Consider the following 16,179-nt stretch of genomic DNA (forward strand, 5'->3'; position numbering starts at 1 on the left):
CCTGCTGCAAGGGCTTGTTCACCGGGCCTTACATTTCATCCACAAACTGTGCGTGGCGCTCAAACCTGTTCAAAGTCGATAAAGCTTTTTCTGCATCCACCGCCACCAGCCTGACGCGCACGGCGTCGCCCACGTCCAGCCCTTCAAAACCGCGCACGACCCGGCCTTCCAGTAAGGGGCTGCAGATACGCACAAAGGTGCCCTTGGCTGCAGCGCCGGTGACGATGGCGTCAAAGACCTCGCCCAGGCGCCCCTGCAGCAGCCAGGCCCCTGCGGCCTTCAGCACCTGGCGCTCGACCTTGTTGGCATTGTTTTCCTGCAGCGTGCAGTGACTGGCAATCTCGGCCAGTTGTTCGGCGGAGTAGGGTGATGCCTCGCCCGCGAGGGATGCCTTCAGGAGGCGCTGTGTCACCAGGTCGGGAAAACGCCGGTTGGGCGCCGTGGAATGCGCGTAGTCGTTCACCGCCAGCCCGAAGTGTCCCGATCCCGTCGCGCCGGTCGTGGTGGCCGGTGCGGCCGCGTATTCACCCGCGCCCAACATCTTCACCACGGCCAGCGACAGATCGGCAAAACCGGCCGGGTCGGCCAGGCGACGCGTATTCAGAAAGCGGTCCAGCGCCGGCGCATCGGGTGTCTCAGGCAGTTGCACGCCGTGGCCAGCGGCCAGCGCAACGAGGCGGTCCCAACGGCGCGGCGCCTGCAGCATGCGGCGCAGCGAGGGGAAACCCTTGGCGACCAGAAAGCGGGCCGTTGCGCCATTGGCCGCGATCATGAGGTCGGCGATCAGGTCCTTGGCGCGGTTTTTTTCGTCGGGGCGCAGGTCCACCAGATGCCCGTTTTCAAACACCGGGCGGGCGGACGCCGTGTTGAGGTTCAGCGCGCCGCGCGTCTGGCGCCATTGCCGCAGTTGGCCGGCCAGGGTGTCGTGCCAACGCAACTGGTCTTCCAGCCCCGGCACGCTGGCTATCTGAGGCGGTGGCGGCCCCACGCCGTCCAGCCAGGCCGAGACCGCGTCGTAAGTGAGCTTGGCGCGGTTGAACACCGTCGCCCGGTAGATGGTGGATTCAGACACCGTGCCGTCGGTGGCAACCTGCATATCGACCACCACCGCCAGGCGCTCCTGGCCTTCGTGCAGCGAGGTGAGGTCGGTGGACAGGACCTCCGGCAACATCGGGAACACGCCCGCCGCCGTGTACACCGAGGTGGTGTTGACGGCCGCATGGCCATCCACCGCACCGCCGGGCGCCACCTTCGCATCCACATCGGCCACGGCCACCAGCAGGCGCGAGGTGCCATCGGCCAGGGGCTCGGCCACACTCAACTGGTCCAGGTCGCGCGTGTCGTCGTTGTCGATGGAAAACCAGGTCAGGTGGCGCAGGTCGTGGATGCTGTCATTGCGTTCAGGCGCAGACTGCCGTGCGGCTTCGGCCTCTTGCAAGGCCTGCGGCGCAAAGTCGGGCAGCAGGCCTCGGGAGCGCATGGCTTCGACGGCGATTTGGTGCAGATGGGTGGTGTCCATAAGATGTCAGAGAGTGGTTTGTAGCAATGTACCCGCTGATCCCAAACAGGGACTTGTAGCAATACATTCGGGGCGAACCCGACGTCAGTTACGTCATGAGGTCCGGTTGGGACTCGGATCAGTCTGTCAGAAGGCCCTGCTTGAGCGCCTGCAGCCAGTGTCCGCAGACTGACTACGCCGGGTGATCAATGCAGCGCAGAGACCGATTGATCGTGCCTCGAGCCCGTTGCTTCACGACCAGTAGCGCATGATCGCGAGATGGTTGCGCCGCTCGTCGAAGGGCTACCACCTTGAATCTTTGCTGCCGTTAGCCTCGGTAGCAATGTTGGCTCACGGCCTGACGACGCCGGCGCCACCGTGCGCTTGCTTCGCTCTGGATTCGGAGGTTAAATTGCGGTCTGACGATCTTTTCGGAGAATCAGATGGAACGTCCTTTTCGCGAGGCGCCGCAGCGCTTTGTCATCAGCCACCACAACGAGACCGACTTCAAAACCGGTGGCCTGCGGGACTATTCGGCTTACCGCGATCTGGGCGTCTCGGCGGCAACCAATGGGTTGGCTAAAGCGCATGTGATCCGCATGATCGCGCCGTTCCGCACCGAACTCAGCCTGCGACATCACCACAATGTGCAGTTTCAACTGGTCTACTGTCTGAAGGGTTGGTTCCAGACAGACTTCGAGGGTATCGGACCACAGCGGCTGGTCGCCGGGTCGTGCTGGGTCCAGCCACCCGGCATCCGCCACACGGTCGTCGGCTGGTCGGACGACTGCGAGCTCCTCGAGATCCTCATTCCCGCTGAACACGAGACCATCAGCGATCCATGAAGCCCCAGCGCTGAGTTGAGCGACCGTTTCGCGCAGATCGATCCTGAGCCGCGAGCGCCTGGATCGTGGCGTTTCGGATGGCAACTCGTCGACTAAACGGCCTTTTGCAGTCTTCTGTTGACGGTCGAAAAAAAATCCGATCGGCAAGCGGCACCAAGCTGCACCGAAAGGTCGGTCGACAGTGCTGGCCCGAAAACGGTCATTGGGGACATCCTTCGCAAGATCGCTATTCAATTTGCTCTACCGCGCCTAAGATCGCAGCAAGTCCGAAAGGAGTCATCTCATGGACAAGCCTGCATCTGACGCGCTTTTCACTGGCTCGATCCCCGAGCTCTACGACAGTTATCTTGTCCCACTGATTTTTGAGTCCTATGCCGCCGATCTGGCGCAGCGTGTGGCCGCTCTCGACCCTTCCCATGTGCTTGAGACCGCTGCGGGTACGGGTGTTGTCACCCGCGCGATGGTGCAGGCCTTGCCCGGCCATGTCGAGCTGGTGGCGACCGATCTGAATCAGCCTATGCTTGATCGTGCGATGGCCGTTGGCACGCCTAGGCCGGTGACGTGGCAAGCGGCGGACGCGGCCCGTTTACCCTTCGAGGACGCGAGTTTCGACATCGTCGTTTGCCAATTTGGCGCAATGTTCTTCCCGGACAAGGCGCGCGCGTTTGCCGAAGCAAGGCGCGTGCTCCGTCGCGGCGGTGTGTTGTTGTTCAACGTCTGGGATCGCATTGAGGAAAACGAGTTTGCCCATACCGTGACAACGGTGCTGGCTGGCCTGTTCCCCGAGGATCCGCCGTTGTTCATGGCGCGCACGCCACATGGCTATTTCGACCGGGAAATCATTTCACGCGACCTCGCAGCTGCGGGGTTTGACGCCGCGCCACGTATCGAGACCATTGCAGCGCGCAGTCGCGCGGTGTCGGCGCGCGTGCCGGCCATGGCTTATTGCCAGGGAACGCTTTTGCGCAATGAGATTGAGGCCCGTTCTGGCGCCAATCTGGAGCAGGCGACGTCGGCCTGCGCCGCTGCCATCGCCGAGCGATTCGGCGCCGGCCCGGTTGATGGAAAGATCCAGGCGCACGTCGTCTGCGTCCGGAGCTGACGGAGTCGGGCCAAAAGCCGGCGTTGACCTAGGCCACTTCAAGCAAAAAAGAAGAAAGTAGTTCAGCACACCGGGCCGCATGGCTGGTGATGAGGAAATGGCCAGCACCCGCTACCGCAACGCAGCGCACATTCGGCAGGCAGCCTTGCAAAGTGTCGGTGATGGCAATCATGGCCGGGTTCGCTTCGCCGCCGCGCACCAGCAACACGGGGATGTTCAAGTGGGAACAATCAGACGCGCTGACCTTGAAGGCGAAGTCTGTGCGCCAGTCCAGCACATTCACCGCAGCGGTCTCACGGCAGTAGGTTTTGACGGCATCAGGCATGCCGGCGAAAACCCCGGGGCTGCTCCAAAAGTCAATGACGTGGGCGGGGGCATCGTACCTCGCCGGCATGGACCGCGGCCTCGAAGGCCCGGCTCATGCCCAAGGTTTCCTCATACAGCCAGCCGTCGCCGTGTGCCTGGATGAGGGCCATCGGGTTGGCTTCGAACAGCGTCAGGCTGGCAATCTCAACCGTGCGGGAAAGGGCGGCCGCCAGCGCCACGGTGGCGCCAAAGGAATGACCGACCAGATGTACCGGCTGGTCGATGTGGCGGGCCAGCGCCTGCACCAACTGCACTTCATGCGGAATGTCAAAGTCCTGTTTGGTGCGTGTATCGGTTGTGCCGCCATAGCCGCACAAGCTGCTGGTCACCACGCGGCAACCCGAGTTCATGTGGCGCTGCACCTGGCGCCAGGCCGCTGTTGTGCTGTACGAACCCGGCAAAAACAGCAGCGCCGGACCTTCGCCGGACTCCACACAATCGATGTTTCTGCCGTCGACCTTCAGCATGCCTGTCTCCTGTTTTTGCCACCAACGCCTGAGTGCGGGTGACAGTCATCGCGGTCTCTAGGGGCCGGCCGCACCGATCTGAAACGTGACGCGTTCTGGCCGGCTAGCCGTTTTCAACAAGGCCACCACTTCGGGTGTCTCTGCCAGCAGCTTGCCTTTTTTCCACACCTTCAAGCGGTTTGCCCGCAAGCGGATCGCCTCTACAGGGTCTCGCGCCTGCAGCAGCACAAAACTTGCATCACAGCCCGGCGCGATGCCGTAACCATTCAGGTGCATCACCTTGGCGGCGTTGGTCGTCACTGCCTCAAAACATTGGCGAATGCCTTGCTGGCTGGTCATTTGCGCCACATGCAGGCCCATGTGCGCCACCTCCAGCATGTCGCCGCTGCCCATGCCGTACCAGGGGTCCATCACGCAGTCGTGGCCGAAGGCGACGTTGATACCGGCGGCCATCAGTTCGGGCACGCGGGTCATGCCGCGGCGTTTGGGGTAGCTGTCGTGCCGGCCCTGCAGCGTGATGTTGATCAGCGGGTTGGCGATGATGCTTACCTGCGACTCGGCGATCAGCGGAATCAGCTTGCTCACGTAGTAGTTGTCCATGCTGTGCATGGAGGTGCAGTGACTGCCGTTGACACGGCCCTGCAGGCCCAGGCGCTGGGTTTCAAAGGCCAGGGTTTCGATGTGGCGCGAGAGCGGGTCGTCGGACTCGTCGCAATGCATGTCCACCAGCAGGCCACGCTCGGCGGCGATTTCGCAGAGCAGCTTCACGCTGGCGGCACCTTCAGCCATGGTGCGCTCGAAATGAGGGATGCCACCGACCACGTCTACGCCTTTGTCGAGTGCACGCTTGAGGTTGTCCACACCGCCCGGGCTACGCAACACGCCGTCTTGCGGGAAGGCCACCAGTTGCAGGGCTATGTAGGGCGCGACTTGTTTTTTGACCTCCAGCAACGCGTCCACGGCCAGCAGGCTGGGGTCGCTGGTGTCCACGTGGCTGCGGATCGCCAACAGGCCCTTGGCCACGGCCCAGTCGCAGTAGGTGAGGGCGCGTTCGATGATGGCCTCAAGCTTCAACGTGGGTTTCAACTCGCCCCAAATGGCGATGCCTTCCAGCAAGGTGCCGCTTTCATTGACACGCGGCAGGCCATAGCTGAGCGTGGCGTCCATGTGGAAATGCGGGTCCACAAAAGGCGGGCTCAGCAGATAGCCGCTTGCGTTCACCGTTTCATGGGCGGGCGCATCCAGGTCGGACTCGACGGCGATGATTTTGCCGTTCAACACGGCGATGGACATACCGGTGCGGCCGTCTGGCAGGGTGGCGTTCCGGATCAGCAGGTCGAGCATGACAGTCCTTTGGCCTCAGGGTTTCCAGGCCGCCAGAAACGCCAGCAACACCCGCGCCGAGTTGTCGGCGGCAATGCTGAAAAAAGTCTGCATCTCGTTCTGGCCTTCGCCGCCGCCCGCCAGGTCGCTGAGCGAACGAAAGGCGATGTAAGGCACACCGTTGCTGTAGGCGACCATGCCGACGGCGGCGGTTTCCATGTCCAGCACATTGGCCTGGAAGGTCTTGAAGGCGTATTCGCGGAAGGCGGCGTTGTCGACAAAGGCCTGGCCGGACACGCCATTGCCGCCCACCACTAGCTCGGGCTGGCGCGTGAGGCATTGACTGGCCTTGCAGCGGATCAGTTCAACCTGGCGCAGATTCCGCGCGACGTCCAGCATTTTCGGGTCGGCCTCAAACCAGAACTTGCGCACCAGCGCCGGGTTGGCCGCAGTGCGGGTTTCAACCGTGCGCGGCTGCAACATGCCGAAGGCAGGGAACAGCGGGCGTTCCAGGTGCGGCGGCAGGCTGAATTGGCCGGGCGAGGTTTCGCGCGCCATCGCCACTTCCAGGTACTGGCCCCACTGCGCGGGCACACTCACGTCGCCAATGTGCAGGCCGGGGTTGACGCCGCCGGCGATGCCGCTGAAAACAATGCTTTGGATGTTGAACCGGTCCAGCACCAGTTGCGTGTTCATGGTGGCATTGGTCATGCTGATGCCGGACAGGAACAACACCACCGCCTGACCTTCCAGGGTGCCGGTGGTGAAACGCACGCCGTTGACCTGGTGTTGTACCGGCCCCTGCAGCTTGCCGAGCAGCAAGGCCAGCTCGGGCTCAAAAGCCGACAAAACGGCCATACGCGGCGTGTTGTCGAGCCGGCCGGCGGGCATGCTGGCGCAAGCGGCCAGGCAGAGTGCCATCCCGCAGGCCAAGAAAAAACGCCAGAAGCGGCCTGGGAGAGTGGACTGATGCATGGAAATTTTCGCTATTTAAAAGATAGCTGATTGCGCCCGAAGCTATTGGGCGGGAGGCTTATTTTGTTCCAAATATCCGGTCGCCGGCATCACCCAGGCCGGGCAGGATGTAGCCGTGGTCGCTGAGCTGGCGGTCGATGGCGGCGGTGTAGATGTGCACGTCGGGGTGGGCTTTTTGCAGCGCGGTGATGCCTTCGGGGCAGGTCAGCAGGCAGACAAACTTGATGGATTTGGGGTTCAGTTCCTTGAGTCGCTCGACCGCCGCAATCGCCGAATTGCCGGTGGCCAGCATGGGGTCGACCACCACGATGTCACGCGCTTCCATGTCCTGCGGCATCTTGAAGTAATACTCGACGGCGGTCAGGGTTTTCGGGTCGCGGTACAGGCCCACATGGCCGACACGGGCGCCGGGCACAACGCTGAGCATGCCTTCCAGAATGCCGTTGCCGGCACGCAGGATGGAGACAAACACCAGCTTTTTGCCGTCGATGACCTTGAAGGTGGCGGTTTCCAGCGGGGTTTCGACCTCGACGTCCTGCGTGGGCATGTCGCGCGTGACTTCATAGGCCATCAGCATGCTCAGCTCGTTGAGCAGGGTGCGGAAGGTGTTGGTCGACGCGTCCTTGCGGCGCATCAGGGTGAGTTTGTGCTGGACCAGCGGGTGGTCAATCAGGTGGACTTTGTCGTTGAATTTGGAAGAGGTCATGTCGTTCAGCTTTTTAAAATACGGTGCCGTCGCTCTGGATATTCAGGGGCGGTTTGCCTTCGCGCAATCGCTGGGCCAGGACGCGGCCCGCGGCCCAGGTCCCGCCTTCGAGCACGCAGGCCAGCGGCATTTGCGCAGCCGTCAATCCTAACTGCTCGCGCACCAGCGGCGCGAGTTCGTCGAGCAGGGCAACCGTCAGCGCTCGCCATTCGACGATCAATTCATCCCCGACCTCATGCAAACGCCGAGCCTGCGACTCGTCTCTGAGGTGTATGACGCCGGCGTCCAGGAACAGGCCGCCGTTGCGGTACTCGGGCAGGCCGGTCAGCGCGTCCAGCCCTTCGACACGGATGCCGGCCCATTCAAAAGGCTCCAGCAGCGAATAGGTCAGCCATTGCGAGAGTTTGTGAAACGGCATCCAGCCCTCGCTGAGCGGGCTGTCCGCGCCCTGGGCGCTGGCTGCCGGGTGGCGCCAGCAGTCCCCCAGCGGCGTTCCGTCAATGGCGTTTTGCGCCGGCCAGATCGTCGACAGCCCCCGCAGCAACACCGACAACAGCTCATGCGCCTGGATGGTCGTCTGGCCGTCCCGCGTCAGCAGGTCAAACAAATGGCCGGGCCGGGCCGGCTGGCCGAAGACCCCGGCGTGTTCCTGCAAGACCTGGCCCAGGTGGCGCAACAAGGCCGCACGTCCCTCCAGCCCGACCAGCGTGTTGCCCGCCGTGACCTGAAACGCCAGTCCCAGGCGTTCGGCCGTCACGGCCTGCAAGCCCTGGGCGTCGGCCTGCAGCGGCCGGTCCGGGTCGCTGGAAAAAAGCCCGGCCATGAAGCTGTGAAAGCAGGCCACGCCAAGACCTTCCGAGCGGGTGTATTCATGTTCGGGTTTTTGCGCCAGGCCGGGCTCCCGGTAGCGCCAGTCGGGGCCGGCACCGGCATCAAGCAAGACGCTGACCAGCGCCAGGTCGATCTGGGCGCGGGCGCGCTGGGCCGGCGTGACGGGTCCCAAGGCCTGGGTCAGTTGAGCAGCGCGGTCCACGCCGCCGGCTTCAAAATGCCGCCAGCGGCTGTGGTACGGAATTTTCAGGTGTGGGTAACGAGCTTGCGTCAGCTTGGCCACCAGGATGGCGGCGGTGTCGAGTGCGCCGTCGTTGATCGTGAACCAGCGGGATTCACCACGGCGCGCCCGCGCCAGCAAGGTATTGGCGCGCGTGCGTATCGTGGCTGTAGAACGTAATGTGGCCTCAGCCCCCGTCAGTCGGACGTCACCAGCTACTGTATTCATAGCGAATCCGCCTTATGTGTTGGAGGTTAAACATCCAGACCACGGCCTTTGGCCTTTTTGAGTTCTGCGGCATCGGGCACCAGGCCTGGCGTGAAATAACCGGCTGCCATCTTTGCGTCCATTTCCACGCGGGCGTCTTCGGGGATCAGCGCATCCGGAATGTTCACGCGTTCGACAATTTCTATCCCGGCCTTGACGATCGCATCAAACTTCATGTTGCTCATGGACACCAGGCGGTGGATTTTGCGTACCCCCAGCCAGCTCAACACATCGGGCATCAGCTCCTGGAAACGCATGTCCTGGACGCCGGCCACACATTCGGTGCGGGCAAAATACTGGTCGGCGGTGTCGCCACCGACCTGGCGCTTGCGCGCGTTGTAAACCAGGAATTTGGTGACTTCGCCCAGCGCCCGGCCTTCCTTGCGGAAGTAAACCACCAGGCCCACACCGCCGCGCTGTGCGCCCTGGATACATTCCTCGATCGCGTGGGTCAGGTAGGGCCGGCAGGTGCAGATGTCCGAGCCGAACACGTCCGAGCCATTGCATTCGTCGTGCACGCGGGCCGTGAGTTCGACCGCCGGGTTGGCCAGGTCGCGCGGGTTGCCGAAAATATAAGCGGTGAGGCCCCCGATAGGCGGGAGAAACACCTCCAGGTCGCTGCGTGTGACCAGTTCGGGGTACATGCCGCCAGTTTCCTCGAACAACACGCGGCGCAAATCGGCTTCACTGCAGCCAAACCGATGGGCTACCTCGGGCAGGTACCAGACCGGCTCGATGGCCACCTTGGTGACCATGGCGGCGCCACCGGCCGTGAGGTGTTTGCCGTCGGCTTTCAGCCGGCCGGACTGCAGGGCCTCGATGACTTCCGGAAGAATCACATGGGCCTGGGTCACGGCAATCGTCGGCCGGATGTCATAACCGGCGGCGAGTTCGCGGGAAAACACATCGGCGACGGCGGCGCCCCAGGGGTCCATGGCGACGATACGGCCGGGCTCGCTCCATTGCGGGTAAGGACCGATCAGGTCCGTCGGCGAGGTGTTGGTCAGGTCGGCTTTGTGGTGCGGGGACAGCGCGCCGGAGGCCACGGCCAGGGCGCGGTAAACGCTGTAGGAGCCGCTGTGGGTGCCGATCACGTTGCGGTGGCCGCGGTTGGTCGTGGTGCCGACCACCGGCCCGCGTTCGGCGGCGGTGGCTGCAGCCCAATGGATGGGGAGGGCGCCGTTGCCGCCAGCATGCGAGGTCAGGCGGATATGGTGCGGGGATTGCTCCCGGGCAGGGGTCATGGCGTCAGCAGACATGGGCGGCCCTCAAAAATCCCAATGTACAGAGCCCGCCGGCCGCTGGCAAGTGCGCTTGACCCTCAGCCGGCTCTCAGCTCGCCATCAATTGCGCGAAACGCGACAGGTCGACGTTGCCGCCACTGATCAGTACGCCGACACGCGCGCCGCGCAAGTCCAGCCCGCTGCTGCGCGCGCCGGCCAGCGACAGGCAACCCGTGGGTTCGACCAACATCTTCATGCGTTCGGCGTAAAACCGCATGAATTCGACCAGCTCTGCATCGGTGGCGGTGAAGATGTCGTCCACGTTGCGGCGGATGATCTCGAAGGTAATTTTGCCCAGTTGCTGGGTCTGGGCGCCATCGGCCAGGGTCTCGGGCACGGCGATTTTCACGCGTTCGCCGCTGCGCAGGGACTGCTGGCCGTCGTTGCCGGCCTCCGGCTCCACGCCGTAAACCTTGCAGCGCGGCGACAAAGCACGCGCCGACAAGGCGCTGCCGCTGGTCAAACCGCCGCCGCCCAGGCAGACAAACAGATGGTCCAGCTCGCCGACTTCCTCGAACAACTCCTTGGCCGCGGTACCCTGGCCAGCAATGACGTCGGCGTGATCGAACGGCGGGATCAAGGTCATGCCGCGTTCTTCGGCCAACTGGCGGCTGAGTGCATCGCGGTCGTCCTTGAAACGATCGAAGGTGATGACCTCGGCGCCGTAGCCACGGGTGGCGGCCAGCTTGGCCGCCGGTGCGTCCTGCGGCATCAAAATGGCCGACGGCATGCCCAGGATGCGGGCCGACAGCGCCACCGCCTGGGCGTGGTTGCCGGATGAAAACGCCAGTGCGCCGCGTTTGCGCTGTTCGGGTGTGAAGCGGGCCAGGGCGTTGTAGCCGCCGCGAAACTTGAACGCGCCCATGCGCTGGAAGTTTTCGCACTTGAAAAACAGCTGGGCGCCGAATAGGGCATCGGCCGTGCGCGAGGTCAGGACCGGTGTCTGATGCGCCTGGCCTTTCAGGCGGTGGGCGGCGGCGCTGACGTCTTCGTAAGTGGGAGTCAACATGGGTGCGGCCTACCTTTTTTTGCTGCCGAAGATGCTGCCGAGGGCGCCGCGCAAGACCTGGCGGGCCAGCAGGCGGGCTTCCGACTTCAGGACCGACTGGACCATGCCGTCACGCTGGCCGCCGCGAGGCCCTTTGGAGCCAAACAAGACGTCGCTCAGGCCGCCCATCAGGCCGCCTGAGTCTTCCGCGGCTTTCGCCGTTTCGGCCTGGGCGGTGGCGGTGCGGGCCGTCAGCACCTCGTAGGCGGATTCGCGGTCCACGGCTTTTTCGTAGACACCGGCTACCAGCGAGCCGGCCACCAACGCTTGGCGTTGCTGCGGCGTGATCGGGCCGATCTGGCTGCCGGGCGGCAACACGTAAACACGTTCGGTGACACTGGGCCGGCCTTTGCTGTCGAGAAAACTCACCAGCGCCTCACCAACCGCTAGCTCGGTGATGGCGGTTTCTATGTCCAGCCCGGGCTTTTGCCGCATGGTCTGGGCCGTGGCCTTGACGGCTTTCTGGTCACGCGGCGTGAAGGCGCGCAGGGCGTGTTGCACCCGGTTGCCAAGCTGGGCCAGCACCGAGTCGGGAATGTCCAGCGGGTTTTGGGTGACGAAATACACGCCCACGCCCTTGGAGCGTACCAGGCGCACGACCAGCTCGATGCGTTCAATCAGCACCTTGGGCGCTTCGTTGAATAACAAATGCGCTTCGTCAAAGAAAAACACCAGCTTGGGTTGATCCGGGTCGCCGATTTCGGGCAGTTGTTCGAACAGCTCGGACAACATCCAGAGCAAAAAGGTGGCGTAAAGGCGCGGCGAATTCATCAGCTTGTCGGCCGCCAGGATGTTGACCACCCCCTGGCCGTTGCCGTCGGTCTGCATGAAGTCGCTGATATTGAGCATGGGCTCGCCGAAAAATTTGTCGCCGCCCTGGCTTTCGATCTGCATCAGGCCGCGCTGGATGGCGCCCACGCTGGCGGCGCTGATATTGCCGTATTTGGTGGTGAAGCTGCTGGCGTTGTCGCCCACGTGTTGCAACATGGCACGCAGGTCCGGCAGATCCAGCAGCAGCAGGCCGTTGTCGTCGGCGATCTTGAACACCAGGTTGATCACGCCGGCCTGGGTCTCGTTGAGGTTGAGCATACGGCCCAGCAGCAGCGGCCCCATGTCCGAGATGGTGGCGCGCACCGGGTGGCCCTGCTCGCCAAACACGTCCCAGAGTTGGGTCGGACAGGCGCGTGGGGCAGGGGGATTTATGCCGCGTTCCTTCAGGATGGCTGCCATCTTGTCGCCCAGGCTACCGGCCTGGCTGATGCCGCTCAAGTCGCCCTTGACGTCGGCCATGAAGACCGGCACGCCGATTTTCGAGAAGTTTTCAGCCAGGGTTTGCAGGGTCACCGTCTTGCCGGTGCCGGTGGCGCCTGTGATCAGGCCGTGGCGATTGGCCAGGCCGGGAAGAAGTTCACAATGGGTGGAAGCGTTCTGGGCAATCAGTAAAGGCTCGGCCATGGCAATGTCCTGGGATGAAAAAGTAAAATGCTGCTTGTAGATTAAATCAATTCCAAAGGATTTCCGTGGCTGGTCACAGTAAATGGGCGAATATTCAGCACCGCAAGGGTCGCCAGGACGAGAAGCGCCAGCGTATCTGGACCCGTGTGATGCGCGAGATCATGGTGGCAGCCCGCATGGGCGGCGGCGACCTGGGCACCAACCCGCGCCTGCGCCTGGCCGTGGACAAGGCCAAAGCGGCCAATATGCCGAATGAAAACGTCAAATACGGCATCGCCAAGGCCACCGGCAGCCTGGAAGGCGTGCAGTACGAAGAAGTTCGTTACGAAGGTTACGGCATTGGCGGCGCGGCCATCATCGTGGACTGCATGACGGACAACCGCGTGCGCACCGTGGCCGAAGTGCGCCACGCGTTTTCCAAACACGGCGGCAACATGGGCACCGAGGGCTCGGTGGCCTTCCAGTTCAAACATTGCGGCCAGCTGATTTTTGCCCCCGGCACCAGCGAAGACAAAATCATGGAAGTGGCGCTGGAAGCCGGCGCCGACGACGTGGTCACCGATGAAGACGGGGCGATCGAGGTGCTGACACCTTACACCGCCTTTGAAACCGTCAAAAACGCCCTGGAAGCAGCCGGCCTGGTGCCTGAAATAGCTGGCGTGACCATGCGCGCCGACAACACAATTGAACTGACCGGCGACGATGCCCAGAAGATGCAACGCCTGCTGGATGTGCTGGAAGACCTGGACGATACCCAGGACGTCTTCCACAACGCCGCCATTTCACAATAAGAGTCCAACAATGAAAGTTTTCGCATGAAGGTTTTAGTGGTCGGCGGCGGTGGCCGTGAACATGCGCTGGCCTGGAAGCTGGCACAGTCCCCCAAGGTGCAGGCTGTTTATGTCGCACCCGGCAACGGCGGAACCGCGCTCGACGCCCGCCTTGAGAACATCAACATCACGGATGTCCAGGCGCTGCGGGCGTGGGCAGCTACTGAAAAGATAGCGTTGACGGTGGTGGGGCCCGAGCAGCCACTGGCCGCCGGCATCGTCGACGAGTTCCGCGCGCACGGTCTGCGGGTGTTTGGCCCGACCAAGGCGGCGGCGCAGTTGGAAAGCTCCAAGGCTTTTTCCAAGGCCTTCATGAAGCGCCATGGCATTCCGACGGCCGAGTACGAAACCTTCACCGACGCGGCGGCGGCGCATGCTTATGTCGATGAAAAAGGCGCACCGATCGTGGTCAAGGCCGACGGCTTGGCGGCCGGCAAAGGCGTGGTGGTGGCCATGACGCTGCATGAGGCGCACGAAGCGATTGAGTTCATGCTGGCGCCGGACCCCGACTTCAACCCGCTGGGTGTCAAACACAACGCCGGCGGCGCGCGGGTGGTGATCGAGGAGTTTTTGCAGGGCGAAGAAGCCAGCTTTATCGTGTTGTGTGACGGCAAAAACGTCACCGCCCTGGCTACCAGCCAGGACCACAAACGCCTGCTGGACGGCGACCAGGGTCCCAATACCGGTGGCATGGGCGCGTATTCGCCGGCCCCCGTCGTGACACCCACGGTGCATGCCCGGGCCATGCGCGAAATCATCATGCCCACCATCAAGGGCATGGAAAAAGACGGTATTCCCTTCACCGGTTTTCTGTACGCCGGGTTGATGATTGATGCCGAAGGCAAGGTCAAAACCCTGGAATTCAACTGCCGCATGGGCGATCCGGAAACCCAGCCCATCATGATGCGGCTCAAATCCGACCTGTACGAGGTCATGATGGCCGCCACCTCGGGCAAGCTGGACCAGGTCGAGCTGGAATGGGACCGCCGTGTGGCGCTGGGTGTGGTCATGGCTGCGCACGGCTACCCCTTGCAGCCGCGCAAGGGTGATCTGATCACCGGCCTGCCGCCTGTGAATCCGGTCGAGCCGGAAGACACCGTGGTTTTCCATGCCGGCACGGCCACGGGCAGTGCCAAAGACAGCGTGCTGACCTCGGGCGGGCGCGTATTGTGTGTCACGACACTGGCCAACTCGGTCCGGGAGGCCCAACACCAGGCTTATGACGTCGCACGGACCATCCAGTTCGACGGTGCGCAGTACCGCAAGGACATCGGCTTTCGGGCGCTCAAGTCCTGAGGGCTGATCTGCGGCCAACCCACTTGGCGTAAAGGGCGGCACGGCGGACCACCAAGGTCAGCCGTGACCCCAGCCGATACCATCATCACTTCATGACGATTCAAGACATTTCCGGTGTTCGCCAATACCTGCTCGGTTTGCAGGAAAAAATCACCAGCTCCATCGCCGCGCTGGATGGCCAGGCTTTTGTCGCCGACCACTGGCAGAAGGCGGCCGGGGAGTCCCTGCAGGGCAACGGCATCACCACCATCCTGGAGCAGGGTCGGCTGTTTGAACGTGCCGGCTGCGGTTTTTCGCATGTGCGCGGCCCCAAGTTGCCGCCCTCGGCGACGCAACACCGGCCCGAACTGGCCGGTGCGCCGTTTGAAGCCATGGGGGTGTCGCTGGTGTTTCATCCGCGCAATCCTTATGTACCCACGGTGCACATGAATGTGCGCATGCTGGCCGCCACCCCCGCATCCGGCCCACCCGTCTGCTGGTTTGGCGGCGGCATGGATTTGACGCCTTATTACGGCTTTGAAGAAGACGTCCAGCACTTTCACCGCAGCTGCCGCGATGCCCTGGCGCCTTTTGGCGAGGACAAATACCCGCGCTTCAAGACCTGGTGCGACGAGTATTTCTACCTGAAACACAGGAACGAGCAGCGCGGCATAGGCGGCATCTTTTTTGACGACTTCCAGGAGCAGGGTTTCGATAACAGCTTGGCCATGCTGCAATCCGTCGGCAATGCCTTTTTGCCGGCCTACCTGCCGCTGGTGGAGCGCCGCAAGGACATGGCTTATGGCGAGCGCGAACGTGATTTTCAGTTGCACCGCCGCGGCCGTTATGTGGAGTTCAACCTGGTCTGGGACCGCGGCACCCATTTTGGCCTGCAGTCAGGCGGCCGCACCGAGTCCATCCTGATGTCCATGCCGCCGCTGGTGAGCTGGACTTACCAGCGCCCGGTGGAAGCCGGCTCCGCCGAAGAACGTCTGCAAAAGGAATTCCTGATACGGCGGGACTGGCTTTGACGGCAGCACCGGTCATGGGCCCAACCAGCACCAAAGACATGCAAAAACGCCTGGGTGTTTATGGCGGCTCGTTTGACCCGCCGCACCTGGCACATGTGGCGCTGGCCCGGGCGGCCGTGACCCAGTTGCAGCTCAATGCCCTGCACATCGTCCCGACCCGTCAGGCCTGGTACAAGGACAGGGCGCTCAGTGCGCCCGAACACCGGCTGGCGATGGCGCAACTGGCCTTCGCCGGGCTGGACCATGTGCTGGTCGATGAGCGTGAATTAAACCGTGCCGGCCCCAGCTTCACCATCGACACGCTGGAGTCTTTGCAGGCCGAAAATCCGGGTGCCCAGCTCTACCTGATCATTGGCACCGACCAGTTCGCCGCCCTGAAAACATGGCACCGTTGGCAGGCCATTTTGGAAATAGCTATAATTTGTATAGCAAACCGCGCAGATCCCGCAAGGACTGATGCCGGTTTCGACCCCGAAATCCAGGCCAGGCATGCAGTTTTAACCCTGCAATTACCCCTGATGCCGGTCAGCGCCACCGAGATACGGCGGCAACTAAGTTCAGGCGAGGCCAGCCCGGAAAGCCTGTCCCACTTGGTTACTGAGCCGGTTGCGCGTTATATTGAGCGCCATAAGCTCTATATTTCCATCTAATTCCCGT

Annotated in this window: 16 protein-coding genes; 6 read left to right on the forward strand and 10 right to left on the reverse strand. The window is 62.9% G+C overall.

The genetic code is table 11. The features are described from left to right. Positions 1 to 28: 28 nt before the first annotated feature. Positions 29 to 1,519 (reverse strand): RNB domain-containing ribonuclease, encoded by a 1,491-nt coding sequence (locus ACHMXK_RS11215; protein ID WP_397440321.1) that lies wholly within the window; start codon positions 1,517 to 1,519, stop codon positions 29 to 31. A gap of 422 nt (positions 1,520 to 1,941) precedes the next feature. Here ACHMXK_RS11215 and ACHMXK_RS11220 point away from each other — a divergent pair, with 422 nt between their 5' ends. Both ACHMXK_RS11220 and ACHMXK_RS11225 read left to right on the forward strand, forming a co-directional pair. Continuing rightward, on the forward strand, positions 1,942 to 2,343 hold the full coding sequence (locus ACHMXK_RS11220; RefSeq protein ID WP_397440323.1) for a cupin domain-containing protein: 402 nt from the start codon (positions 1,942 to 1,944) through the stop codon (positions 2,341 to 2,343). A gap of 283 nt (positions 2,344 to 2,626) precedes the next feature. After that, positions 2,627 to 3,445: a class I SAM-dependent methyltransferase gene (locus ACHMXK_RS11225; protein ID WP_397440325.1), complete on the forward strand. Its 819-nt coding sequence runs from the start codon at positions 2,627 to 2,629 to the stop codon at positions 3,443 to 3,445. Positions 3,446 to 3,473: 28 nt separating this feature from the next. On the opposite strand, the gene ACHMXK_RS11230 is transcribed toward ACHMXK_RS11225, so the two are convergent. The 9 genes from ACHMXK_RS11230 to ACHMXK_RS11270 form a co-directional block, all read right to left on the reverse strand. Then, on the reverse strand, positions 3,474 to 3,770 hold the full coding sequence (locus ACHMXK_RS11230) for an alpha/beta fold hydrolase (protein ID WP_397440326.1): 297 nt from the start codon (positions 3,768 to 3,770) through the stop codon (positions 3,474 to 3,476). Between the two features lie 31 nt (positions 3,771 to 3,801). Further along, positions 3,802 to 4,278, reverse strand: coding sequence for an alpha/beta fold hydrolase (locus tag ACHMXK_RS11235; protein WP_397440328.1), 477 nt, complete (start codon positions 4,276 to 4,278; stop codon positions 3,802 to 3,804). Positions 4,279 to 4,335: 57 nt separating this feature from the next. Further along, on the reverse strand, positions 4,336 to 5,622 hold the full coding sequence (locus ACHMXK_RS11240) for an amidohydrolase family protein (protein WP_397440330.1): 1,287 nt from the start codon (positions 5,620 to 5,622) through the stop codon (positions 4,336 to 4,338). 15 nt (positions 5,623 to 5,637) lie between these two features. Next, positions 5,638 to 6,522: a 5'-methylthioadenosine/S-adenosylhomocysteine nucleosidase gene (locus ACHMXK_RS11245; RefSeq protein WP_397440332.1), complete on the reverse strand. Its 885-nt coding sequence runs from the start codon at positions 6,520 to 6,522 to the stop codon at positions 5,638 to 5,640. A 112-nt stretch (positions 6,523 to 6,634) separates the two neighbouring features. Next, complete coding sequence (gene upp / locus ACHMXK_RS11250) at positions 6,635 to 7,282, reverse strand: uracil phosphoribosyltransferase (RefSeq protein WP_397440334.1); 648 nt, start codon at positions 7,280 to 7,282, stop codon at positions 6,635 to 6,637. Between the two features lie 13 nt (positions 7,283 to 7,295). After that, on the reverse strand, positions 7,296 to 8,561 hold the full coding sequence (locus ACHMXK_RS11255) for a URC4/urg3 family protein (RefSeq protein WP_397440335.1): 1,266 nt from the start codon (positions 8,559 to 8,561) through the stop codon (positions 7,296 to 7,298). 26 nt (positions 8,562 to 8,587) lie between these two features. Next, the gene (locus ACHMXK_RS11260; protein ID WP_397440337.1) at positions 8,588 to 9,859 is read right to left on the reverse strand and encodes a GTP cyclohydrolase II; all 1,272 of its coding nucleotides are present in this window, start codon (positions 9,857 to 9,859) and stop codon (positions 8,588 to 8,590) included. Between the two features lie 73 nt (positions 9,860 to 9,932). Then, complete coding sequence (locus ACHMXK_RS11265) at positions 9,933 to 10,892, reverse strand: threo-3-hydroxy-L-aspartate ammonia-lyase (protein ID WP_397440339.1); 960 nt, start codon at positions 10,890 to 10,892, stop codon at positions 9,933 to 9,935. A gap of 9 nt (positions 10,893 to 10,901) precedes the next feature. Continuing rightward, the gene (locus ACHMXK_RS11270) at positions 10,902 to 12,386 is read right to left on the reverse strand and encodes a helicase HerA-like domain-containing protein (RefSeq protein WP_397440341.1); all 1,485 of its coding nucleotides are present in this window, start codon (positions 12,384 to 12,386) and stop codon (positions 10,902 to 10,904) included. A gap of 65 nt (positions 12,387 to 12,451) precedes the next feature. Here ACHMXK_RS11270 and ACHMXK_RS11275 point away from each other — a divergent pair, with 65 nt between their 5' ends. The 4 genes from ACHMXK_RS11275 (at position 12,452) to nadD (ending at position 16,172) form a co-directional block, all read left to right on the forward strand. After that, complete coding sequence (locus tag ACHMXK_RS11275) at positions 12,452 to 13,177, forward strand: YebC/PmpR family DNA-binding transcriptional regulator (RefSeq protein ID WP_397440343.1); 726 nt, start codon at positions 12,452 to 12,454, stop codon at positions 13,175 to 13,177. Between the two features lie 24 nt (positions 13,178 to 13,201). Beyond that, positions 13,202 to 14,512, forward strand: a complete 1,311-nt coding sequence (purD, locus tag ACHMXK_RS11280) for a phosphoribosylamine--glycine ligase (RefSeq protein ID WP_397440345.1) — start codon at positions 13,202 to 13,204, stop codon at positions 14,510 to 14,512. Between the two features lie 92 nt (positions 14,513 to 14,604). Further along, complete coding sequence (hemF, locus tag ACHMXK_RS11285; protein WP_397440347.1) at positions 14,605 to 15,522, forward strand: oxygen-dependent coproporphyrinogen oxidase; 918 nt, start codon at positions 14,605 to 14,607, stop codon at positions 15,520 to 15,522. A gap of 38 nt (positions 15,523 to 15,560) precedes the next feature. After that, complete coding sequence (nadD, locus tag ACHMXK_RS11290) at positions 15,561 to 16,172, forward strand: nicotinate (nicotinamide) nucleotide adenylyltransferase (RefSeq protein WP_397440349.1); 612 nt, start codon at positions 15,561 to 15,563, stop codon at positions 16,170 to 16,172. Positions 16,173 to 16,179: the final 7 nt, after the last annotated feature.

It is taken from the genome of Polaromonas sp. UC242_47, assembly GCF_044452385.1.
GTDB lineage: Bacteria > Pseudomonadota > Gammaproteobacteria > Burkholderiales > Burkholderiaceae_C > Polaromonas.